This window comes from Mesorhizobium sp. WSM2240 (genome assembly GCF_040438645.1).
Taxonomy (GTDB): domain Bacteria; phylum Pseudomonadota; class Alphaproteobacteria; order Rhizobiales; family Rhizobiaceae; genus Allomesorhizobium.
In genome coordinates this window covers 1697267-1719427 of record NZ_CP159253.1, presented here as the reverse complement: position 1 = coordinate 1719427, position 22161 = coordinate 1697267, and the positions used below count along the sequence as shown (strand labels likewise).

Sequence of the window (22161 nt, the reverse complement as noted above, 5' to 3'; positions counted from 1 at the left end):
GATGCGATGCCTGGAGCCCGACCGAGCGGACGGGCCAAGGCTCATTCCACCGGATACGGCCCCTCGGCGAATGTTTCGGCATGATACCCTTTCGACCCGACAAGCCGGGCCAAGGGACTGGCGACCTCGCCGCCTTTGCTCAACCGATCGACGATCGACCCGAAATCATGGCGCGGCCGCCAGCCGAGTTCTTTTCGCGCGCGCTCGTTTACATAGACCCTTTCGATGCTCGGAAACATTTTCCAGCCCCGCCGCCGGTATTCCGCCTCATAGGCGGGAACGCGCTTTCCCACCACGCGCGGCGCATCTGCGCGCAGGTCGGTGAGGTCCCCGGGCTGAAAGGGCGTGGTCGCGCTGACGATGTATTTGCGAAACCCGATCGCCGGCGCATGTTCCGCAGCAAGCAAATGCGCGCTGACAATATCCTCGATATCGACGCGGCGATGGAGGTACTCGTTCGCCTTGACGTTCTCGTCCGAATAGGCGTCGCGCACGTCCCTGCTGTCATCCTCCTCCGGAAAGAAGCGGGAGGTCCGCAGCACGATGCAGGCAAGCCCTTGGTTCCTGCTGAACAAATGGCAAAGGTCTTCGGCCGCCGACTTGGTGACGCCATAGATGTTCTTTGGCCGAGGAGAGACCTCCTCGGTCACCCAAGCGGCCGGCGCTCCGGCCGGCGGCACGAGCGCGTCGCCGAAGACGCTGGTCGTGCTCGTATAGATGAACGATCTGACGCCCGCCCTTGTCGCCTCTTCCAAAAGATTGAGCGTGCCCGAAATATTGGTATCGACAAAATCCTGCCGGCTGTGGGTGGCAACGTGCGGCTTGTGCAAGGTGGCCGCATGGAACACGGCCTGCACGCCGTCCATGCATCGCCCCACTAAAGCGCGGTCGGTTATCGAGCCGGTTTCGGTCGTGAACGGCGACGCCGAAATGTCGAGACCCACGACCTCATATCGCAAATCCCTCAGGGCGCGGACCAGCGCCTCGCCCAAGTGACCGGCGCTTCCCGTAACCAGAACTCTCATGCCGCCTCGCTCTCTTGCTCTCGATCGGAATCACGCGAACCTAACAAGGAAGGGCCATCCGATGAATTCCCGAATGCAGGCTCCATCGGTCGGGGTGGAGCACCACATTTTCTTGTTTTGTTCTTCATTCACGCGTTATGCTTGCCAATTGATTCGCGTCAATCGGGAATCTGACAGCCGAAGGCATTTTCCCAACTCCTGTGGATCGCGGGCACAAGCGGGAAAACCTGGCTTTTGTTCGGTCGCCGGCCGCGGCTTCTGATACCCATGACGCAAGACAGGACCGGGGACAGAAATGGCAGAGGCAGCGCGCAAGTTCGGCGTGGCGGAGCAACCGCTTTATCGCGAGGCGCCCAACAATATAGAGGCCGAACAGGCGCTGCTCGGCGCGATCCTGGTCAACAACGACGCCTTTTACCGCGTTTCGGATTTTCTGAAGTCCGGCCATTTCTACGAACCCCTGCACCGCAAGATTTACGAGGTCGCGGCCGAGCTCATCCGCATGGGCAAGATGGCCAATCCGGTCACCATAAAGACCTTCCTGCCGTCCGAGGAGAAGGTCGGCGATATGACCGTCGCCCACTATCTCGCCCGCCTCGCCGCCGAGGCCGTCAACGTCATCAATGCCGCCGATTACGGTCGCGCCATCTACGACCTTGCCACTCGGCGTGCGCTGATCACGGTCGGCGAGGACATGGTCAACATCGCCTATGACGCGCCCGTCGACATGTCGCCCTCCGACCAGATCGAGGACGCCGAGCGCCGGCTGTTCGAGCTTGCCGAAACCGGCCGCTACGATGGCGGCTTCGAAAGCTTCACCGATGCGGTCAAGACTGCGGTCGACATGGCCAATGCCGCCTACATGCGCGACGGCCATCTTTCGGGCATAGCCACCGGCCTGCGCGACCTCGACCGCCGCATGGGCGGCTTGCAGCCTTCCGATCTTATCGTGCTCGCCGGACGCCCGGGCATGGGCAAGACCTCGCTCGCCACCAACATCGCCTTCAACATCGCTCATGCCTACGAGCCGGCGCAGCAGGCTGACGGCTCGTTCAAGGCCGCCAATGGCGGCGTCATCGGCTTCTTCTCGCTCGAAATGTCGTCCGAGCAGCTCGCCACCCGCATCATTTCCGAGCAGACCGAAATCCCGTCGTCGAAGATACGCCGCGGCGAAATCACCGAGACCGATTTCGAAAAGCTCGTCGCCTGCTCGCAGACCATGCAGAAGATCCCGCTGTTCATCGACCAGACCGGCGGCATCTCGATCGCGCAGCTTGCGGCGCGCGCCCGCCGCCTGAAGCGCCAGCGCGGTCTCGACGTCATCGTGATCGACTATATCCAGCTCATGCAGGGCTCTTCCGCCAAGGCCTCGCAGAACCGCGTCCAGGAAATCACCGAGATCACTACGGGCCTTAAAGCGCTGGGAAAAGAACTCGGCGTTCCCATAATCGCGCTGTCGCAGCTGTCGCGTCAGGTCGAAAGCCGCGACGACAAGCGCCCGCAACTCTCGGACCTGCGCGAATCCGGCTCCATCGAGCAGGACGCCGACGTGGTGCTTTTCGTCTACCGCGAGGAATATTACCTCAAGAACAAGGAGCCCAAGCCCGGCACCGAGGAATACATCAAGTGGGAACTCGATATGAACGAGGTGCGCGGCAAGGCGGAAGTCATCATCGCCAAGCAGCGCCACGGCCCCACGGGCACGGTTTCGCTGGCCTTCACCGGCGAATTCACCCGGTTCTCCGACCTGGCGGAAGAGCACCATTTGCCGGAACGATATGAGTAGGCGCAAGCGCCTTGCCCTCCCCCTTGCGGGGAGGGTGGCCCGAAGGGCCGGGTGGGGGTGGAGACGACGTGCTCCGTCCTGCAAGAATCTTGTGTTCTTCATTACCCCCACACAATCGCTTTGCTTTGCAACGCTCTTTCGCCGACCCTCCCCGCAAGGGGGAGGGTAACCCCATGGCTAAATCCCGCATCCAGTTCATCTGCCAGAATTGCGGCTCGGTGCATCAGCGCTGGGCCGGCAAATGCGATGCCTGCGGCGAGTGGAACACACTCGTAGAGGAAGGCACCAACAGCGGCATAGGCAGCGGTCCGGCGGCCATGCGCAGCGCCCGTAAGGGCCGCGCGGTGGCGCTCACCACGCTTTCGGGCGATATCGAGGACGCGCCGCGCATCGCCTCGGGCATCGGCGAACTCGACCGCGCCACCGGCGGCGGTTTTGTCCGTGGCTCGGCGCTTCTCGTCGGCGGCGATCCCGGCATCGGCAAGTCGACGCTTCTGACGCAGGCCGCCGCCGCCCTCGCCGCCAAGGGCCACCGCATCGTCTATGTCTCGGGCGAAGAGGCCGTCGCCCAGATCAGGCTGCGTGCCCAGCGTCTCGGCGTCGCCGCGACGCCGGTCGAACTGGCCGCCGAAACCAATGTCGAAGACATTCTGGCGACAATCGCCGACGGCCGCCGCCCCGACCTCCTCATCCTCGATTCCATCCAGACGCTGTGGACCGACATGGCCGATTCGGCGCCGGGAACGGTCACCCAAGTGCGCTCGTCGGCCCAGGCGATGATCCGCTACGCCAAGTCGACCGGAGCCGCCGTCGTCCTGGTCGGCCACGTCACCAAGGAGGGCCAGATTGCCGGCCCTCGCGTCGTCGAGCACATGGTCGACGCCGTGCTCTATTTCGAGGGCGAAGGCGGTCACCACTACCGCATCCTGCGCACCGTGAAGAACCGCTTCGGCCCGACTGACGAGATCGGCGTGTTCGAAATGTCCGACAAGGGCCTGCGCGAGGTGTCCAATCCGTCCGAGCTTTTCCTCGGCGAACGCCACGCAAAATCTCCGGGTGCGGCGGTCTTCGCCGGCATGGAAGGCACACGGCCGGTTCTGGTTGAAATCCAGGCGCTGGTCGCTCCTTCGCCGCTCGGCACGCCGCGGCGCGCCGTGGTCGGCTGGGATTCGGCGCGGCTGTCCATGATCCTCGCCGTGCTCGAAGCCCATTGCGGCGTGCGTTTCGCCACGCACGACGTCTATCTCAACGTTGCCGGCGGCTACCGCATCACCGAGCCTGCCGCCGATCTCGCCGTCGCCGCCGCCCTGGTTTCCTCGCTCACCGGTATTGCCCTTCCCGCCGATTGCGTCTATTTCGGCGAAATCAGCCTTTCGGGCGCCATCAGGCCGGTTGCGCATGCGCAGCAACGGCTCAAGGAAGCGGAAAAGCTGGGGTTTGGACAGGCGGTTCTGCCGCGCGGCAGCGAGGAAATTTCCGGGGGGAACGGATCCGGCGCTTTTCAGCCTGAAACGCTCACCGATCTGGTGGTGCGGATCGCAGGCACATTGCGTCGGAACGCGGAAGACTGAACCGGTCGCATTTGCAGGCGGCCGTGGGTGTGTGGAGGTTCAGGTCAGGCCGAGTCGAAGTGGTGGATTTCGAGAGCCGGAACGGAGCGTACTTTGAGTACGTGAGTACCGGAAGTGCAGAAAGCCGCTATTTGCGTGCCGGCATCGCCTGAATATCAACGCACCCGGAGATGGAGTGGGAAAACAATGCCGATAACGCTGCTTGACGGAATTCTCGTCGGCTTCACCCTGGTTTCGGCCATGCTGGCCATGGTGCGCGGCTTCTCCCGCGAGGTCCTGTCGATCGCGTCCTGGGCGGCGGCGGCGGCTGCGGCATTCTTCTTCTACAGGCCGGTGCTGCCTTATGTGCAGCCCTATATAGACAATGAGCATCTCGCCATGGCGGCGGCGGCCGGCATCGTCTTCATCGTCGCGCTGATCGTCGTCACGGTCATCACGATGAAGATCGCCGATTTCATCATCGACAGCCGAGTCGGCGCGCTCGACCGCACGCTGGGCTTCCTCTACGGCGCGGCGCGCGGCATTTTGGTGGTCGCGGTCGGCCTGCTGTTCTTCAACTGGCTGGTCGGCACAAATCCGCCGTCCTGGATCGCAGAGGCAAAATCGCGCCCGCTGCTCGAATCGATCGGCGGCACGCTCGAATCCATGCTGCCCGACGACCCGGAAAATTCGATCCTGAAGCGGTTGCAGGTCGACGAGGCTCCCGAGGCGGGAACCGAAGCGCCGCCGGCCGCCGAGCCGCCCGCGGCCGACGCCGCTCCAACGGAGCAGCCGCCTGCTGGGGAAGCGCCGCCGGCCAACAATTGATCTTGATGATGGCCCAGCCGAATTCGGCTTGGATAAAGCGGATTTAGCCGCTCCTGCCTCCTGCGAACGCAATCAGCTGTGTGCCGATGCGCCCTACAGCAGCGCCATCACGCTAGGCCAGTGGAATATTTTGCGTCAAGGAACGGCGGCCCGACCTTTGGGAACGCCTTTTGCTATCTGTCTCTCTTCTCGACCACGCAGAATGTGTTGCCGTCAGGGTCAGCAAGGACGGTATAGTCAGCGTCTGGTGGATAGTGCCACTCGACGCGCCGTGCGCCCAATCCGATCAGTCGATCGATTTCGGTTCCGGCATCGTCCACATACACATCGAGATGATGGCGTTGATGGCTCGATGCTTCCGAGGTGACGAGCTTGATCGCCATCTGAACTCCCTGCCCGCTGCCGGGAACAAGGACCGCCCAGTCGTCTGATGGCGCCTCGCGCGGCCGGTAGCCCAGGGCTTTCGTCCAGAATGCGACTGCACGTGGCACATCTCGTACGCCCCAGACAATGGAACCTATCCTGAGCATCGGGACACCTCGATCGGCTTTTTCCGCAAAAACTCCACCGGGAGTAATTGGGACCGAAGCCAGGCGGCGCAACCCTGCAATACGGCCATGCTGATTTGCTGGTGGCATTGCCGGCGTTGTTGCCCTATATGACGGCTTTCCGACACTGGACCGCGGCCCGATGGTTGACGCAGATAAACTCCTCTCCGCAGAGGCCGACGATCATTTCCATGACGAATGCGGCGTCTTCGGCATTTTCGGCCGGCAGGACGCCGCGGCGATCGTCACGCTCGGCCTGCATGCCCTGCAGCATCGCGGCCAGGAGGCGGCGGGCATCGTCTCCTATGACGGCACGCAGTTCCACGTCGAACGCCATGTCGGGCTGATCGGCGACACCTTCACCAAGCCGCGCGTCATCGAGAGCCTGAAGGGCAACCGCGCGATCGGCCATACCCGCTACGCCACCACCGGCGGCTCCGGCATTCGCAACGTCCAGCCGCTGTTTGCCGAACTCGCCGACGGCGGTTTCGCCGTCGCCCATAACGGCAATATCACCAACGCCATGACCGTGCAGCGCACGCTGCAGAAGCAGGGCTCGATCTTTTCTTCGACCTCCGATACCGAGACGATCCTGCATCTCGTTGCCACCAGCCGCGAGAAGGACGTCAATTCGCGCTTCATCGAGGCGGTCCGCGCGCTCGAGGGCGCGTTCTCGCTGGTCGCGCTCACGTCGAAGAAGATGATCGGCTGCCGCGATCCGCTCGGCATCCGCCCGCTTGTGCTTGGCGATCTCGACGGCGCCTGGATCCTCGCCTCCGAAACCTGCGCGCTCGACATCATCGGCGCGCGCTTCGTGCGTGACCTGAAACCCGGCGAGATGGTTATCGTCACCGCCAAGGGCATAGAGAGCCTTTTCCCGTTCGAAAAGCAGAAGTCGCGCTTCTGCATCTTCGAATATGTCTATTTCGCCCGGCCCGATTCCATGGTCGAAGGCCGCAACGTCTATGATGTGCGCAAGCGCATCGGCATGGAACTCGCCATCGAAAACCCGGTCGACGCCGACATCGTCGTGCCGGTACCCGATTCCGGTACGCCGGCCGCGATCGGCTTCGCCCAGGGCGCCGGCCTGCCCTTCGAGCTCGGAATCATCCGCAACCACTATGTCGGCCGCACCTTCATTCAGCCGACCGATTCCATCCGCCATATGGGCGTCAAGCTCAAGCACAACGCCAACCGCCGCATGATTGAGGGAAAGCGCGTGGTGCTCGTCGACGATTCGATCGTGCGCGGCACCACCAGCCAGAAGATCGTGCAGATGGTGCGCGATGCCGGCGCAAAGGAAGTGCATATGCGCATCGCCTCGCCGCCGACCCGCTCCTCATGCTTCTACGGCGTCGACACGCCGGAGACGGCGAAACTTTTGGCCTCGCGCATGTCGATCGAGGAGATGGCCGAGTTCATCCGGGTCGATTCGCTCGGCTTTCTGTCGATCGATGGGCTCTACCGAGCTGTCGGCGAAGCGCGCCGCGAAAACGAACAGCCGCAATTCTGCGACGCCTGCTTCACAGCCGAATATCCGACCCGCCTGCTCGACCACGAAGGCGCGGACAATGTCCGGACGCTCTCGCTGCTCGCCGCCGGCGGGCAGTAGTCTTTGCCGCCGCCGCCGGTGCTGTGAAGCATGGCGTTCGCGATCAAAGCAGAGGTTTGCGATCGGCGGGCAAAGACGTTCGCGTTCATTGCGCAAAAGACGATGTATGGCGGTAAGCATATCGCCGAAGGTGACACGATTTTCGTGTTCGCCAGCGAAAACGAGGGCGGGCAAGGCCTCATTGCGCGCGGCGTCGTCACTTCCGCCGAAGCGATCGCGAAGAAGCCCGGCATCGCCCGGCAAACACCGCGTGTGAGCCTCTCCATTAGACGCACAGCGCTCGCGGTGCGGTCGTTGGGGCGGAGCGAGCTCAAACATCTCACTGACTGGAATGACGGCCAGCCCGGGACTGAGCTCAATTTCAAATTCTATCGTCAGGCAACGAACAAGATCGTCGGCATCTCGGATGAAGCGGCCGCGTTCCTAAGCGCATTCTTTTAGCGCAATTAGCTGCTTGCGCTTTGGTAACCGCTATCCCCACGAATTTCGCCACTAGCCTAGCCGCGCCGCCGGCGCGGCTTCGCGCTTCCAGATGAAGCCCCGATGCACGGCCAGCCGCTCGCCCGGCCCGTGAACGGCCGCGTAGAGAAGTCCCGCCAGGAAGGTGAAGTGGTCGACGAAGAAGCCGAATTCGGCCTGGTTTCCTTCCCAGTGCGACGGGCCGTGGAAGGCGAAGGCCAGGAAGATCACATAGATGCCGGCGAGCAGCGCTGCTTCCGAAAAGAAGGCGCCGGTCAGGAAGGCCAGTACGATCGCCGTTTCGAATATGGCTGCGAGCCAGGCCAGAAGCAGCGGGAACGGAAATCCCGCCGCGGCGATGTAGCCGGCCGTGTCCGACATGCCCGCGAATTTGAAGCTTGCGGCCATCGCAAAGAGGCCGGCGAAGATCAGCCTTGCGACGAGGATTGCAACAGTCTTGCTCATTGGTTCCATTCTCCAGCGATGTGAATTTACACCTAGGACGCGAGGCAGCGCGCATTTCCGACATTAGCTTTCAAAAATTCCACTCTAAAGTGTGCCGTGACTCAGGTCGGATTTGCGAATCTGTATTCCAGGGTTCCGTTCGCGGCAAATAAGTCCTATCTGGGCCCTGTTCCGATACGCCCGAACTGGATGCCCGCATGATCCCCACCCCCGACCTCACCAACCGCGTCGCCCTCGTCACCGGCGCATCGCGCGGCATCGGCTATCATATCGCCAAGCAGATGGCGGCGGCGGGCGCGCATGTCGTTGCGGTCGCCCGCACTGTCGGCGGCCTGGAAGAGCTCGACGACGAGATCAAGGCCGAAAACGCCCGCACCGGCAAGGGTGAGGCGACGCTGGTGCCGCTCGATCTGACGGACATGGCCGGCATCGACCGGCTCGGCGGCGCCATCCACGAACGCTGGAAGAAGCTCGACATCCTCGTTGCCAATGCCGGTATCCTCGGCGTCATCGCGCCGATAGGCCATGTCGAGGCGAAGGTCTTCGAAAAGGTCATGGCGGTGAACGTCACCGGCACTTGGCGGCTGATCCGCTCGGTCGACCCGCTGCTGCGCGTGTCGGACGCCGGCCGCGCCATCATCATGTCGTCGGGCGCTGCGCATTCGGCGAAAGCCTTCTGGGCTCCCTACGCCGCCTCCAAGGCCGCCGTCGACGCGCTCGCCCGCTCCTGGGCCGACGAGACGAAAAACCTGCCGCTCAGAATCAATTGCGTCAATCCCGGCGGAACGCGCACCGCCATGCGCGCCCAGGCCTTTCCGGGCGAAAATCCCGAGACGCTGCCCACCCCGGCCGAAATCGCCGCCAAGATCATTCCGCTGGCCAGTCCGTCGCTCACGGAAACGGGGCTGCGATATGAGGCGCGTCAAGAGCGCTTCGTCACTTACCGGATGCCGGAATAGCGCCTCCGCCAACACGCGCTTGTGATTGGCCGGCCTCCGACGCCCTCCTAGTTTTCTCCCGGGCGGGTTGCATCCGGGAGGAATTTCAATGAAACGCAGCCTCTTTCTGGCGTCCGCGGCGTTCGCCGCGACCATCTCGCTCGCCGGCGCGCAAGACAACGCGATGAGCTTCTTCATCACCAGCCAAGGCCTCGGCAACGGCGCGGATCTCGGCGGTCTCGCCGGCGCAGACGCCCATTGCCAAAGCCTCGCCGAAGCGGCCGGATCGAGCGGCAAGACCTGGCGCGCCTATCTCTCGACCAGCAGCGAAAATGCAAAAGACCGCATCGGTTCCGGCCCCTGGTTCAATGCCAAGGGCGAGAAGATCGCCGACGACGTCGCCTCGCTGCACAGCGACGCCAACAACATCACCAAGGAGACCGCGCTCAACGAAAAAGGCGAGGTGGTCAGCGGCCGCGGCGACGAGCCGAACCGGCACGACATCCTGACCGGCTCCATGCCGGACGGCACGGTGGCGGCGGACCAGACCTGCGGCGACTGGACCCTAGGCGGCGCGGAAGGCGTGGCCATGGTTGGTCACCATGATCGCATGGGCCTCGACGATTCGGCTGCGGCCAAATCGTGGAACTCGTCGCATCCTTCGCGCGGCGGCTGCAGCCAGGAAGCACTCAGGAGCACGGGCGGTGACGGCCTGTTCTACTGCTTCGCCACGAACTGATCCGGCGCTCGCTCACATCCGCGCTGCAGGCCGGTGCGGCTCGGCGGTCACATAGAGTTCCGGTTTCTGGTTGATGGTCTGGAACACCACGCAATAGCGCTCGGTCAGCTTTATCAGCGTGTCGATGCGGTCCTGCGGCTCGTCGGTGTCCAGTTCGAAGCGCAGCCGGATGGCGCGAAAGCCGACCGGCGCATCCTTGGCGACGCCCAGCGTTCCGCGAAAATCGAGATCGCCTTCAGCCTCGACCTTCGCGCCGTCGAGCCGGAATTCCAGCGCGGTCGCCACTGCCTTCAGCGTCACGCCGGCGCACGCCACCAGCGCCTCCAAAAGCATGTCGCCGGAGCAGAGTTCGAGCCCCGAGCCGCCTGTCGCCGGATGCAGCCCGGCGACTGCGATCGCCCTGCCGGTCTCGACCTTGCAAGCGATCGCCTGATCGTCGATCGAGCCTTTGGCGCGCAGTGTGATCACCGCGCTTTCGGCATTGTCGCGATAAGCCTGCTTCAGCGGCCCCTGCACCGATTTCAGTTCCGCCGCGTCCATGGCTGTCCTCCTTCGCTTGGACCTGCATGCTAGAGCATGATCCCGAAAAGGTGCAGACTTTTCGGACAAGGTCATGCGGCCATCGCCGCAGCTGCTGCCCCAACGTTCGCCGCCCGCTGGCGCTGCTTGCCAAATCGGCACGGCCCTATAGCTGATCCTGCCAACCCGACGTTCTGCGTTTGTCGAACGCCCCAGGAACCCAGCCGCATGGCCGACGCCGCCATTCTCGACACGCGCGAACGGGTCTATGCGGGCATCGTGCTCACCAGCCTCGCCTATTTCCTGTTTTCCCTGCAGGACGCGTCGATCAAGCTGCTGGTCACCGGCATCACCGTATGGCAGATCCTCTTCTTTCGCAGCGCCACTATTCTCGCCGGCTGCGCCGTCATAGGCGGCCGCAAGCTCTTCGAAGAATCGCTGCGCTCGCCCATCGTCAGGCCGATGCTGCTCCGCAGCTTCATCATCCTCGCCGCCTGGCTCTGCTACTACACGGCGGCAAAGGACCTGCAACTCGCCGAACTGACCACGATCTATTTCGCCGCCCCGATCATCGTCACGGTGCTCTCCATCGTCATCCTCGGCGAAGATGTGCCTCTGGCCAGATGGATCGCCGTTCTTGTCGGCTTCGCGGGGGTCTTCATAGCCTGTGACCCCGCCCGGCTCGGCCTGTCTCTGCCGGTGGCGCTGGTGCTCGCGGCGGCTTTCCTGTGGGCCATGTCTATCGTGCTGCTGCGCAAGATCGCGCTGCAGGAAAGGACGCTGATCCAGCTCGTCCTCAACAACGGCTTCTTTCTGGTCATCGCCGGCATCCCGCTCCTCTATCTCTGGCAGACGCCTGCGGCCGGCGAATGGCTGTTGCTGGTCGGCGTCGGCGTGCTCGGCGGGATGGCGCAATTCGCACTGTTCGAAGGCATGAAGCGCGCGCCGGTCTCCATAATCGCACCGTTCGAATACACCTCGCTGGTCTGGTCCTTCGTGCTCGGCTACCTGATCTGGGGCGACATTGCCCGGCGCGAGGTGTTCATCGGCGCCGCGCTGATCTTTTCGGCTGGCCTCATCATCATCGCCACCGAACATTTCCGCAAACGCCCGGTTTGATGCGCGAACTGCTGACAGCGGGCTGTCAGCAGCGGTGCGATAAATGATGAGATCAGGCTGAGCGGGGCAGGCATGACGACAGGGCTTGAGGAACAGAAGGGACGGATGCTCGGCGTCGCGCTGGTCACGTGCTCGGCCGCCGTCTTCGGCCTGGCGGGCGTTCTCACCAAGTCGATCGAAACCGACCCGCTAACCATCAATTGCTGGCGCGGGCTGGTCGGCGCATTGCTGATAACAGCCTATGTCTTCTGGCGGCGCTCCCGCGAGGCCGCGCCGCGGCCGCTCAGGCTCGGCTGGCGCGGCTGGTTGATGGCGATTGTCGGAGCTGCCGCCAGTGTCGCATTCATCGCCGCGTTCAAGAACACCTACGTCGCCAATGTCGCGATCATCTATGCGACCGCGCCCTTCGTGGCGGCGCTGCTCGGCTGGCTCCTGGTGCGCGAAAAGATCCGCTCGCAAACCATGCTGGCGGCCGCCCTGTCGCTCGCGGGCGTCGGGCTGATGGTGTTTGCCGGGATCGGCACCGGCCGGCCATTCGGCGACGGGCTCGCGCTGCTCATGACGTTCGGCAGCGCCCTCTACATGGTGCTGATCCGCAAATTCCGCGACACGCCGGTGGTCTGGGCCGGCGCGGTATCGGCCTTCCTCCTTTTCGGGCTCGGCTGGTTCGTCACCGATCCGCTGGCCGTCACCACGCGCGATGCGATCCTGCTTGCGGCCTTCGGTGCATCCTTCGCGCTGGCCTCTGTGCTCTGGACGGAAGGCTCGCGGCTTATCCCAGCCGCCGAAGCCGGCCTGCTCGGCTCCGCCGAGGTGCCCTTCGCGATCTTGTTCGGCTGGCTTTTCCTGGCCGAATTTCCACCCGTCGCCAGTCTGGTCGGCGGCGCTGTTGTGCTGGCCGCGGTCTTCGCACATGCCGGCCGTGACCTCTCACTGGCGCGTGCCGCTTCGGCAGATTCAAAAAAATGCACGGCCGCGAAAAAAATTTGATTTTGGCCGGAACCTTCTTCGGCGTCGGCTGTTGTAGGCGCATGGACGGGCTGTCCCCATGCCCAAACCCCCTCGCCCGTCCCTATTACTCAAGCCGGCCGCGAGGCCGGCTTTTTCTTTGGCTGCGCGAGCCCTGACCCATTATGGCCAAGCCGCGCCTCATCTTTTCCCGGCCACATGAGATGCCGTTGTGGATGGAATTCACTCCCGTTCCGGCCAAAACGAAGAAATATCGCTTGCGCAACAATGGCTTGTAAGATTCTTCAGGAATCTTCACCCTCCTGTTTGTTCACACCCCCTGGCGCTGCCCGCATACTCCGTCCCGGCAGCTTGCTGGTGGGGACGGGTGTACACGACCGGCATCCAGGCAAGTGTGGCGCCGGAGACGATACCCGCTGGGTCGCGCGGATCGCTCCGGCCCCGGGTCGCGCCTGTGCGCCCGCGCTCCGTCCCAGCATACCAGGACAGGAGCGATGGGCCGGACAGCGATCAGGGGAGAAAACGCCGGCGGCGCATGGCAGCGCGTCAACTAATTAAAATTGATTAGGCGTCGTTGCCATGCGCCGCTCCCCACAATGGCCAGACGCGAGAGCGGGCGTGGCGACGGAGAAGCTTGCGCCCAAGAACGCCCTCACGGTTTGCTTCGCCCACCCGATCCGCCGCGCGGATCGACCCTCCCCTCAACGGGAGCGAATACCCCGGAGACACCGCATTGACGTTCCCACAGCTTCGTCTAGTTTTCTCTGTCGCGGTGTCCGCTGGCGGCGTGACAATGCGTTGGGAGGTTGCGGCATGATCCTGACCAGCCTTACTCTGCTCGCACTTGCGCTTGCCTACGCGGCCTTCGCCTTGCTGCAGAAGCTGCGCCTTGGCCTCAGCGTGCATCAGGCGCTGCTCTATGTGCCGCTCAAACTCGCCTACCGCATCCAGGACCAGGCGATGCGCGAGGTCCACAAGGCGCCCCGGCCGGTGATCTATGTGGTGACGCACCAGTCGCGCCTCGACCCGGCGCTGATGCTGGCGCTGCTGCCTGAAAACACACTGCATATCCTCGACGAATGGTCGGCGAAGTCGCCCTGGCTCGAGCCTTGGCGGGAGCTTTCCCGCACCATCGCCTTCAACGCCGAGCATGTTTTCGTCAGCCGCCGCCTCGTCCGCGTGCTGAAAGGCAATGGCAGGCTGGCGGTGTATATCCCCGACAATGTCGAGCCGGACGTCAAATCGTTCCGCCTTTACCGCGCGGTGGCGCGCATCGCCATGCAGGCCGACGCCCGCATCGTGCCGGTCTTCGTCGGCGGCGCGCGGTATCTTCCGTTCTCGCTGACGCCCGCGGAAAAGGCGCCGCGCCGGCTGTTCCCGCGTCTGACGATCACCACACTGCCGCCGATCACCATCGCCGAGCTGACGGTCCGGTCGGGCGTGCAGTCTTCGCCCGCCTCGATTGCCCTCTTCGACCGCGTGGCGGAAGTCCGCTTCGCCGCCGCCGATCTCGACCGCACCCTGTTCCAGGCAATCCGCGACGCCGCCGATCGCTACGGATCGGGCCACCCCATCGTCGAGGACGTGGTCAGCGGCTCGATGAGCTACAAGCGCCTGTTCATCGGCGCACGCGTGCTCGGCGGCCGTTTTTCCGCCTCCACCGCGCCCGGCGAGGCGGTCGGCATCCTGCTTCCCAACACCAACGGCGTCGTGCTGTCGCTGCTCGCCTTGATGTCGGCCGGACGCGTCGCCGCCATGATCAACTATACGGCCGGCCCCGCCAGCGTCACCGCGGCGGTGCGCACGGCGCTCATCCGGACGGTCGTGTCTTCTCGCGCCTTCATCGCCAAGGCCGGACTTGCCGACATCGTAGAGGCCGCCGAGGCGGGCGGCGCGACATTCGTCTGGCTGGAGGAGTTGCGCGACAGCGCAACGCCGGCCGAAAAACTTGCCGCCGCCCTGCAATGGCGGCGTCCGCTCGTCCCGCAGGAGAATTCCGCAAAACCCGCGGTAATCCTGTTCACCTCCGGCTCCGAGGGCTCGCCGAAAGCGGTCGTGCTGTCACACCGCAATCTGCTCGCCAACGCCGCTCAGGTCGAGGCGCGGCTCTCGATTTCACCTGAGGACAAGCTCCTGAACGTGCTGCCGGTCTTCCACTCGTTCGGGCTGACCGGTGGGACGATCCTGCCGCTAGTCACCGGCGTCCGGCTGTTCCTCTACCCCTCGCCGCTTCACTACAAACTCATTCCGGAGGTCGCCGCGAAGGTGCGGCCGACCTGCATGTTCGGCACCGATACCTTCCTGTCGGCCTACGCCAAGACCGCCGACGACGACGATTTCTCCAGCCTGCGCTTCGCCGTCTCCGGCGCCGAGAGCGTCAGGAGGGAGACCCGCCGCATCTGGCGCGAGCGCTTCGGCGCGGAGATCATCGAGGGTTTTGGCCTGACCGAGGCAGCGCCGGTAGTCGCCGTCAATTCGGCGACACATACCCGCGAAGGCACGGTTGGCCGGCTGCTGCCGGGCATGCGCATGCGGCTGGAGCCGGTCGAAGGCGTTGCCGAGGGAGGCCGCCTGTGCCTTAGCGGCCCCAACATCATGCTCGGCTATATGAGCGTCGACCGGCCCGGCGAGTTGCAGCCGCTTGCGGGCGGCTGGCTCGACAGCGGCGACATCGTCTCGGCTGATCGCGATGGCTTCATCACCATTCGCGGCCGCGCCAAGCGCTTCGCCAAGATCGCCGGCGAGATGGTCTCGCTGGGCGCGGTGGAAATGCTTGTGCAGGCGCTGTGGCCGGAGGAGCGCCACGCCGTCGTCTCGGTGCCCGACAAGCGTCGCGGCGAACGCATCGTGCTGGTCACCACGGCCGGAGACGCCGATCCCAACAAATTGCGGCAATACGGCAAGGAGGCAGGTGCGGCCGAACTGATGGTGCCGCAGGACATCATCAAAGTCGCGGAAATCCCGGTGCTCGGATCAGGCAAGACCGATTATGCGTCGGCGCGACATCTGGCGCTCGAGCGGCTGGGGCTCAGCGCCGCCGCCTGATCACTCATTCGAAGGCTCCGCAGCCTTCGCCTCCTCAAGCTTGGCCCGCCGCGAATAGGCGCGCGCGCTGAGCGGCAGGAACACGAGATAGGCGATCACCGAAACCGCGAGTGTCTGCCAAGTGTAGGTCGATAACAACAACACGACGAACACGACGGCCAGCATCCCCGGCAGCACCTTGTCACGGGGTATCCTGAATTTCTTGCCGGAATAGATCGGCAGACGGCTGACCAAGAGGATCGCGATCAGGACGGTGAAGCCGGAACTGATGAAAGCGACCGTGCGGCCGGGCTCGATGGCGCCGATGAAGACCAGATAGATGGGAAGAAGCACGACCACGGCTCCAGCCGGCGCCGGCACGCCGACGAAATATTCCGCCTGCCAGGCAGGGCGGCTCAAATCCTCGTCGAGGACATTGAACCGGGCGAGTCTCAAGCCGCAGGCTATGGCGAACAGCAGTGCTGCAATCCAGCCCGGCGAGCCGGCTTGGTCGAGCAGGAAGGCGTAGAGAACCAGCGCCGGGGCCACGCCGAAGTTGACGATGTCGGCCAGCGAATCCATCTGCGCGCCGAATTTCGACGTCGCCTTGAGCATCCGTGCGATGCGGCCGTCTATGCCGTCCAGGAAGGCGGCGACCAGCACCATAACCACCGCCGTCTCGAACCGGTGCTCGAAGGCCAGCCTTATGCCGGACAGGCCGGCGCAAATGGCGAGCACCGTGATCAGATTGGGCAAGACCATGCGCAGCGGGATTTCGCGAATGCGCGGGCCGCCCCGGCCATGCGGCTCGAATGGCTGGAAAGGCGCGGCCATTGCTCAGGAAACCCGCACAAGCGGCGTGGCCGCGCCGCCGCCGAATTCGGCGACCACCGTTTCGCCGGCGACCGCAGTCTGCCCGACCGCAACGCGCGGCGTCGCGTCGAGCGGCAGGAACACGTCGACCCGCGATCCGAAGCGAATCAGGCCGATGCGCTCGCCGACCGCGACATTGCCGTTCGCCTCGGCGAAACAGACGATCCGCCTTGCGACCAGCCCGGCGATCTGCACGGCGGCGACGGTGCCGTTGGGGCTTTCGATGACGAGACCGTTGCGCTCGTTCTCGCTGCTCGCTTTGTCCAGCTCGGCATTGAGGAACTTGCCCGGCCGATGCTCGATGCGGGTGATGCGCCCGCGCACCGGCGAGCGGTTCACATGGCAGGAGAAGACGTTCATGAATACGGAAATCCGCGTCATCTCCGCCGTTCCGAGGCCGAGTTCGCGCGGCGGAACCGCCGGGCCTACTGCCGAAACCACGCCGTCGGCAGGGCTGATCACCAGCCGGTCGTCGACCGGCGTGACACGTTCGGGATCGCGGAAGAAATAGGCGCACCAGCCGGTCAGGATTAGGCCGATCCAGAACAGGCTTGTCGAGAACAGGCCAAGAATCAGCGTGACGCCTGCGAAAGCGCCGATGAAGGGATAGCCTTCGCGGTGTATCGGCACGAAAACGTTCTTGACGGTGTCGACGAGGCTCATCGCGCGCGGGCGGCTCCGGTTGAATGCCGGTCTGCTTAGCCGAAAGCGCCGCCCGCCGCAACGCGGCAATCCGGGAGGCGCTTGTCCGCCGCTCAGAGCTCGGCTGTGCGGCGGCGGACCACGATACCGAATTCGTCGGCTTCCCTGGCGATGCGCAGGCGCTCCTCGGCTTCGGTTGCTTCGCGCTGGCGATCCCACATGGAGGCGTAGAGGCCCCTTTGGCGCAGCAGGTCGGCATGGGTGCCGCGTTCCGCGATTTCGCCGTCCTTGAGCACTATGATCTCGTCCGCCGAAATCACCGTCGACAAGCGATGGGCAATGACTATGGTCGTGCGTCCGCGGCTGACCATGTCGAGCGCGGCCTGGATCTCCTGCTCGGTATGCGTGTCGAGCGCCGAGGTCGCCTCGTCGAGCATCAGGATCGGCGGGGCCTTCAGGATGGTGCGGGCGATCGCCACGCGCTGCTTTTCGCCGCCTGACAGCTTCAGCCCGCGTTCGCCAACCATCGATTTGTAGCCGCCCGGCAGGCTCTCTATGAACCCGCCGATCTGCGCGAGTTCGGCGGCCTTCTGCACCTCTTCGTCGGTCGCGTCGGTTCGGCCGTAGCGAACATTGTAGGCGATGGTGTCGTTGAACAGCACTGTGTCCTGCGGCACCATGCCGATGGCGGCGCGCAGGCTCTCCTGGGTAACGTCGCGAATGTCCTGCCCGTCGATCAGGATCGCCCCGCGCTGAATGTCGTAGAAACGGAAGAGGAGCCGCGAGATGGTCGACTTGCCCGCGCCGGACGGTCCGACAATGGCGATGGTTTTGCCGGCCGGAACCTCGAAGCTGACGCCCTTCAGGATCTGCCGGTTGGCGTCGTAGGAGAAATGTACATCGCGAAACTCGACCTTGCCTTCGGTGACGGCCAGCGGTTTTGCTTCCGGCCGGTCGACCACCTCCTGCTTCACGTCCAGCAGGTCGAACATCTGCTCGATGTCGGTCAGGCCCTGCCGGATTTCGCGGTAGATGAAGCCGATGAAATTGAGCGGCACCGAAAGCTGCATCAGCATGGCGTTGATGAAGACGAAATCGCCGATCGTCTGCGTTCCGGCCATGACTTCGAGAGCAGACAGGCACATGACAATGAGCATGCCGCCGCCGAAGATGACGCCCTGCCCGAAGTTCAGCCAGCCGAGCGATGTCCAGGTTCTCGTCGCCGCAGCCTCGTATCGCGCCATGGAGCCGTCGAAACGCTGAGCCTCCATGCGCTCATTGTTGAAATACTTCACCGTTTCGAAATTGAGCAGCGAATCGATCGCCTTGGTGTTGGCGTCTGTGTCGCTGTCGTTCATTTCGCGGCGGATGGCGATGCGCCAGTCGCTCGCCCAGACGGTGAACCAGGTGTAGGCCGCCACCGTGACGGCCACGACCAGCACGTAGACCCAGCCATAGGCGAGCGCGAAGATCACCGCCGTCAGCGCGAATTCCAGCACCGTCGGAACTGTATTCAGGATGGTGAAACGGACGATGGTCTCGATGCCCTTGGTGCCGCGCTCGATGATCCTCGACAGGCCGCCGGTGCGCCGCTCCAGATGAAAGCGCAGCGACAGATCGTGCATGTGCACGAAGGTGCGGTAGGCAAGTTGGCGGACGGCATGCTGGCCGACACGGGCAAACAGCGCATCGCGCAGTTGGTTCAACCCGACCTGCACGATACGGACGATGTTGTAGGCAATGACCAGCGCTACCGGGCCGAGCATGAAATCGGGCAGAGGCGGCGGCGCCTTGGCGTCACCTACCAGCGCGTCTGTCGCCCATTTGAAAAAATACGGCACCGCCACAAGCACGAGCTTGGCGACAAACAGGAACACCGTCGCCCACACCACCCGCGCCTTCAAGTCGATGCGGTCGGCCGGCCACATATAAGGCCACAGATTGAGCAGGGTTCTGAACGTCGAGCCTGCGGATACGGTCTTTGCCACTAGGTCTTTGCCTTTGATTTGTCAGCGGACATGGTCTTGCCGGAAAGTCCGCGACTTTCGGGATTATGCCGGCTGGCTAGAACAGCAGGTTTCGACGAGGCCGGCGACGGAGGCGGAGATGCCCGCCAAAGCCTCGCGGTCGATTTCGTAGAGCGAGCGCTGCCTTTCCGCCGAAAACCGCACCAGCCCTGCTTCGACCAGCACCTTCAGGTGCTGCGATACGGTCGACTGCGCCAGGTCCAGTTGCTGGACGACGTCCTTGCAGCAGCAGGCGCGGTTGCCGGAAAGATGCTTCAGGATTTCAATGCGGGCCGGATGCGACAAAGCCGCGAGTTTCGCCGCCAGCGCCTTGGCCGACGCGGAACCGCATTCCTTGAATTCGGTGGAAGGAGAAACGTTCATCGTTTATCGACGATAGACGATGAAACGCTCGATCGCAAGAGCGGCGCAATCACTGCGTGGTGGTCGTGACCGCCTGCCCGCCGATGGCCTTCATGTCGGCTTCCTCGCCTTCACTGGTCTTTTCGGGAACCTTAAATACTTGCCCCGGCCAGATGCGGTCGGGATCGCTGATTTGTTCCTGATTGGCCAGATAGATCGTCGAGTAGCGCACGCCCTTCCCATAGACGCGGCGAGAAATCCGCCACAGGGAGTCGCCGCGCCGGATGATGACAGCGCCAGGTACGCTTTCGAGCTTCGGTGCGAGCCGGGTGGCTTCCGGCGCGGCCGCAATCTCGGCACCCGTTGCAGGTTTCGCCGTCTCAGCCTCTGCGGAAGTAGTCGGCGTCGATTCGGAAGCAGGCGCGGTCGTAGTCCCGGCGGGAGCGGTGGCCGATTGCTCCGTAGGCTGAGTTGACGGCGCATCCGCTTCCGCGGTTGCGGGCGGAGTGGGCACGGCAGGCTGTGAAGCCTCAGTGCCCGAAGCGGTGGGCGGCGAAGCCTCGGCCGTAGCCGAAGGAGCAGCGGACGGCGTTGCGTCTGGCTCGATCGGCGCTTCGGCGGAAGCTCGCCCGTTGGCTCCGGCCGAAGGGTCATTCGGGGTCGGTGCGGTGGGGGCGGACTGCGGCTCTGCTACATCTGGTGCAGCAGCGGCGGACCGATCCGCGCCGGTTGCGGGGGCTTCAGCCTGCGGCGTGACGGACGGCGCTACCGCGGCAAGATTTTCGCCCTCCTCGCGCTCGAACGGCACCGCCGCGCGCGCGGCGACCTTGACGCCGTCCGGCTCCAGCGCGTCGGCGCGGATGATATAGTCGCCGACAGGCAAGTCACGCTCGGTCTCGATCAGGAAGCGGCCGCTCGGCGAGGCATCTGCGTCCCCCAGCAATATGTCGTTCGCATAGACGCGCACCTTGCGGCCGGGATCGGCCACGCCAGCGACAAAAACCTTGCGCCCTTCGATCTCGACCGCCTCGACTGTGACCTGCGGCTCGCCGGAAGGCGCGCTCGGTGTGAGTTCGACCGGTTCCTGATCGGGCTTCGCCGCTGCGACCTGTTCGTCCGGCTTGTCTGGCGCGGCTTCGGTTGGCGCCGGTTCGGGTTCTTGCGCCGCAGCCGGCTGCTCGGCCGGCGGCGCTTCCTCGGCGGGCGCCTCCACTTCCGCCGAAGCGGACGCCTCAGGTCCGCCGCTCGCGGGTTTTTCCTCTGGAGCAGCCGGAGCCGCCTCGGCCGAGGCTGGCGCTTCCGGAGCAGCGGCATCGCCGCTTAGCGGCGGCGCGGGCTGCGGTTCGGGAACCGTAATCAGCTTGCTCGGCTCGCCCGGCTTTTCGACCAGCGCCAGCACCTGTCCGTCCGGCTTATCGGGAATTGATACGACGGCGGTTTCCAGCGAGGTGGCGACCACATTGTCGGGCGCGGTCGAGCGCAGCACGATCTGGTATCCGCCAGGCTTCAGCGGCTCGTCGATGACGACGGCGAAGTCGCCGTCCGGCCCGGCCACTGCGTTGCCGATAACGCGTGCGCCGGTCACGATCTCAACGGTGGCTCCCGCAGCCGCCTCGCCGGCAATGACGATCGAACCATCGCCCTCGACGCGCACCACATCGAAAGAAGGCGGAAGAACTTCCCCCTCAGTCGAAGCGCCAGCAGCCGGCGCACTGGCTGCAGGAGTGCCCGCGGAGGGGGCGTTTGCGGCCGGCGGCTGCGGCAGCCGGGAGGATTTGGGATTAGCCTCGGATGTTCCGGGAACCGGAGCAGCGGCAAGCTTCGGGGCCTCGCCGCCAAGATAGGGGTCGAACACGCCCGACACATAGGCCACCCCGCCCGCGGCGGCCGCGCCGCCCGCGAGAAACAGAAGAGCCTTAATCGGTGTCAACGCCATATTTGCTTGCCCCTTAGCCGCCTCAGCCGGGTCTAGCCTGTTTTAGCCCAATCGACAAGAAAAAGCCCCTGTTGAGACTTGACCACGGTTACATAGGCAATCACCAATCAATTGCATGAACACGATTCGATCCGTCTGCGTCTATTGCGGCTCTTCGACCGGCCGCAGCGACGTCTACATGAAGGCGGGCCACGTCCTCGGACGCTCGATCGCCGAGGCAGGCCTGCGCCTCGTCTATGGCGGCGGCACGAAAGGCATAATGGGCGCCGTCGCCGATAGCGCACTGCGTGCCGGAGGCAAGGTGACGGGCATCATCCCGCGCTTCCTCGTCAATCGGGAAGCGACCGAACCCGCGCTCGGTAGACTGGACGAGCTTGTCATCACCGAGAACATGCATCAGCGCAAGCATACGATGTTCGAGAAATCCGACGCCTTTGTGGCGCTGCCCGGGGGCATCGGAACCGTCGAGGAGATCGTCGAGATCATGACCTGGGCCCAACTCGGTCATCACCGCAAGCCGATCGTCTTCGCCAATATCAACGGCTTCTGGGATCCGATGATGATCCTGATCGATCACATGCGCGCCGAAGGTTTCGTCCACACGTCGCATCTGGTCAGGCCGCTGGTGATCGGCCGCGCCGAGGCGGTCGTTGCCGCGCTCCTGACCGAGGGCGCAGCGGTTGACGCCCCTACCGCAGGCGTCCCGTCCGTCATCGAGAAAATGTAGGCTGTTCCCGCTGCCGGGAACCGACCTGTCTCT

At 64.2% G+C, this 22161-nt stretch carries 20 protein-coding genes; 11 read left to right on the top strand and 9 right to left on the bottom strand.

What is annotated here, in order from left to right:
- Window positions 1–41: 41 nt before the first annotated feature.
- Window positions 42–1025 carry an NAD(P)-dependent oxidoreductase gene (locus tag ABVK50_RS08205; protein WP_353642028.1) on the bottom strand — a complete coding sequence of 328 codons (984 nt, stop codon included), beginning with the start codon at window positions 1023–1025 and terminating at the stop codon, window positions 42–44.
- 295 nt (window positions 1026–1320) lie between these two features.
- Between ABVK50_RS08205 and ABVK50_RS08200 the strand changes: the two genes are divergently transcribed.
- The 3 genes from ABVK50_RS08200 to ABVK50_RS08190 all read left to right on the top strand — a co-directional run bounded on the left by ABVK50_RS08200 (window position 1321) and on the right by ABVK50_RS08190 (window position 5189).
- Complete coding sequence (locus ABVK50_RS08200) at window positions 1321–2811, top strand: replicative DNA helicase (protein WP_353642029.1); 1491 nt, start codon at window positions 1321–1323, stop codon at window positions 2809–2811.
- 173 nt (window positions 2812–2984) lie between these two features.
- The gene (gene radA, locus ABVK50_RS08195) at window positions 2985–4382 is read left to right on the top strand and encodes a DNA repair protein RadA (protein WP_353642030.1); all 1398 of its coding nucleotides are present in this window, start codon (window positions 2985–2987) and stop codon (window positions 4380–4382) included.
- 186 nt (window positions 4383–4568) lie between these two features.
- Entirely contained in the window at window positions 4569–5189 is a 621-nt protein-coding gene (locus ABVK50_RS08190) for a CvpA family protein (RefSeq protein WP_353642031.1), read from the top strand.
- 173 nt (window positions 5190–5362) lie between these two features.
- On the opposite strand, the gene ABVK50_RS08185 is transcribed toward ABVK50_RS08190, so the two are convergent.
- Window positions 5363–5719: a VOC family protein gene (locus ABVK50_RS08185; RefSeq protein ID WP_353642032.1), complete on the bottom strand. Its 357-nt coding sequence runs from the start codon at window positions 5717–5719 to the stop codon at window positions 5363–5365.
- 160 nt (window positions 5720–5879) lie between these two features.
- On the opposite strand from ABVK50_RS08185, the gene purF reads away from it, so the two are divergent.
- Together purF and ABVK50_RS08175 are read left to right on the top strand one after the other, a co-directional pair.
- On the top strand, window positions 5880–7349 hold the full coding sequence (gene purF, locus ABVK50_RS08180; RefSeq protein ID WP_353642033.1) for an amidophosphoribosyltransferase: 1470 nt from the start codon (window positions 5880–5882) through the stop codon (window positions 7347–7349).
- A 30-nt stretch (window positions 7350–7379) separates the two neighbouring features.
- Window positions 7380–7790 (top strand): hypothetical protein, encoded by a 411-nt coding sequence (locus tag ABVK50_RS08175; RefSeq protein WP_353642034.1) that lies wholly within the window; start codon window positions 7380–7382, stop codon window positions 7788–7790.
- 51 nt (window positions 7791–7841) lie between these two features.
- Here ABVK50_RS08175 and ABVK50_RS08170 read toward each other — a convergent pair whose 3' ends face one another.
- A complete protein-coding gene (locus ABVK50_RS08170; RefSeq protein WP_353642035.1) occupies window positions 7842–8273 on the bottom strand; it encodes a DoxX family protein in 432 nt (143 codons plus the stop codon).
- 197 nt (window positions 8274–8470) lie between these two features.
- On the opposite strand from ABVK50_RS08170, the gene ABVK50_RS08165 reads away from it, so the two are divergent.
- Window positions 8471–9232 carry an SDR family NAD(P)-dependent oxidoreductase gene (locus ABVK50_RS08165; protein ID WP_353642036.1) on the top strand — a complete coding sequence of 254 codons (762 nt, stop codon included), beginning with the start codon at window positions 8471–8473 and terminating at the stop codon, window positions 9230–9232.
- 88 nt (window positions 9233–9320) lie between these two features.
- Window positions 9321–9950, top strand: coding sequence for a hypothetical protein (locus tag ABVK50_RS08160; protein ID WP_353642037.1), 630 nt, complete (start codon window positions 9321–9323; stop codon window positions 9948–9950).
- Between the two features lie 12 nt (window positions 9951–9962).
- Here ABVK50_RS08160 and ABVK50_RS08155 read toward each other — a convergent pair whose 3' ends face one another.
- A complete protein-coding gene (locus ABVK50_RS08155) occupies window positions 9963–10490 on the bottom strand; it encodes an OsmC family protein (RefSeq protein ID WP_353642038.1) in 528 nt (175 codons plus the stop codon).
- 207 nt (window positions 10491–10697) lie between these two features.
- Here ABVK50_RS08155 and ABVK50_RS08150 point away from each other — a divergent pair, with 207 nt between their 5' ends.
- The 3 genes from ABVK50_RS08150 to ABVK50_RS08140 all read left to right on the top strand — a co-directional run bounded on the left by ABVK50_RS08150 (window position 10698) and on the right by ABVK50_RS08140 (window position 15602).
- Window positions 10698–11588, top strand: coding sequence for a DMT family transporter (locus tag ABVK50_RS08150; RefSeq protein WP_353642039.1), 891 nt, complete (start codon window positions 10698–10700; stop codon window positions 11586–11588).
- Between the two features lie 72 nt (window positions 11589–11660).
- On the top strand, window positions 11661–12578 hold the full coding sequence (locus tag ABVK50_RS08145) for an EamA family transporter (RefSeq protein WP_353642040.1): 918 nt from the start codon (window positions 11661–11663) through the stop codon (window positions 12576–12578).
- A 792-nt stretch (window positions 12579–13370) separates the two neighbouring features.
- Window positions 13371–15602, top strand: a complete 2232-nt coding sequence (locus ABVK50_RS08140; protein ID WP_353642041.1) for an AMP-binding protein — start codon at window positions 13371–13373, stop codon at window positions 15600–15602.
- Here the strand turns inward: ABVK50_RS08140 and pssA are convergent, their stop codons facing one another.
- The 5 genes from pssA to ABVK50_RS08115 all read right to left on the bottom strand — a co-directional run bounded on the left by pssA (window position 15603) and on the right by ABVK50_RS08115 (window position 21401).
- The gene (gene pssA / locus ABVK50_RS08135; protein WP_353642042.1) at window positions 15603–16415 is read right to left on the bottom strand and encodes a CDP-diacylglycerol--serine O-phosphatidyltransferase; all 813 of its coding nucleotides are present in this window, start codon (window positions 16413–16415) and stop codon (window positions 15603–15605) included.
- A 3-nt stretch (window positions 16416–16418) separates the two neighbouring features.
- Window positions 16419–17117, bottom strand: a complete 699-nt coding sequence (locus ABVK50_RS08130) for a phosphatidylserine decarboxylase (protein ID WP_353642043.1) — start codon at window positions 17115–17117, stop codon at window positions 16419–16421.
- A 92-nt stretch (window positions 17118–17209) separates the two neighbouring features.
- Complete coding sequence (locus tag ABVK50_RS08125; RefSeq protein ID WP_353642044.1) at window positions 17210–19084, bottom strand: ABC transporter ATP-binding protein/permease; 1875 nt, start codon at window positions 19082–19084, stop codon at window positions 17210–17212.
- Window positions 19085–19147: 63 nt separating this feature from the next.
- Complete coding sequence (locus ABVK50_RS08120) at window positions 19148–19486, bottom strand: metalloregulator ArsR/SmtB family transcription factor (RefSeq protein WP_353642045.1); 339 nt, start codon at window positions 19484–19486, stop codon at window positions 19148–19150.
- Window positions 19487–19535: 49 nt separating this feature from the next.
- Window positions 19536–21401, bottom strand: a complete 1866-nt coding sequence (locus ABVK50_RS08115; RefSeq protein WP_353642046.1) for a LysM peptidoglycan-binding domain-containing protein — start codon at window positions 21399–21401, stop codon at window positions 19536–19538.
- Between the two features lie 115 nt (window positions 21402–21516).
- On the opposite strand from ABVK50_RS08115, the gene ABVK50_RS08110 reads away from it, so the two are divergent.
- Window positions 21517–22128, top strand: a complete 612-nt coding sequence (locus tag ABVK50_RS08110; protein ID WP_353642047.1) for a TIGR00730 family Rossman fold protein — start codon at window positions 21517–21519, stop codon at window positions 22126–22128.
- Window positions 22129–22161: the final 33 nt, after the last annotated feature.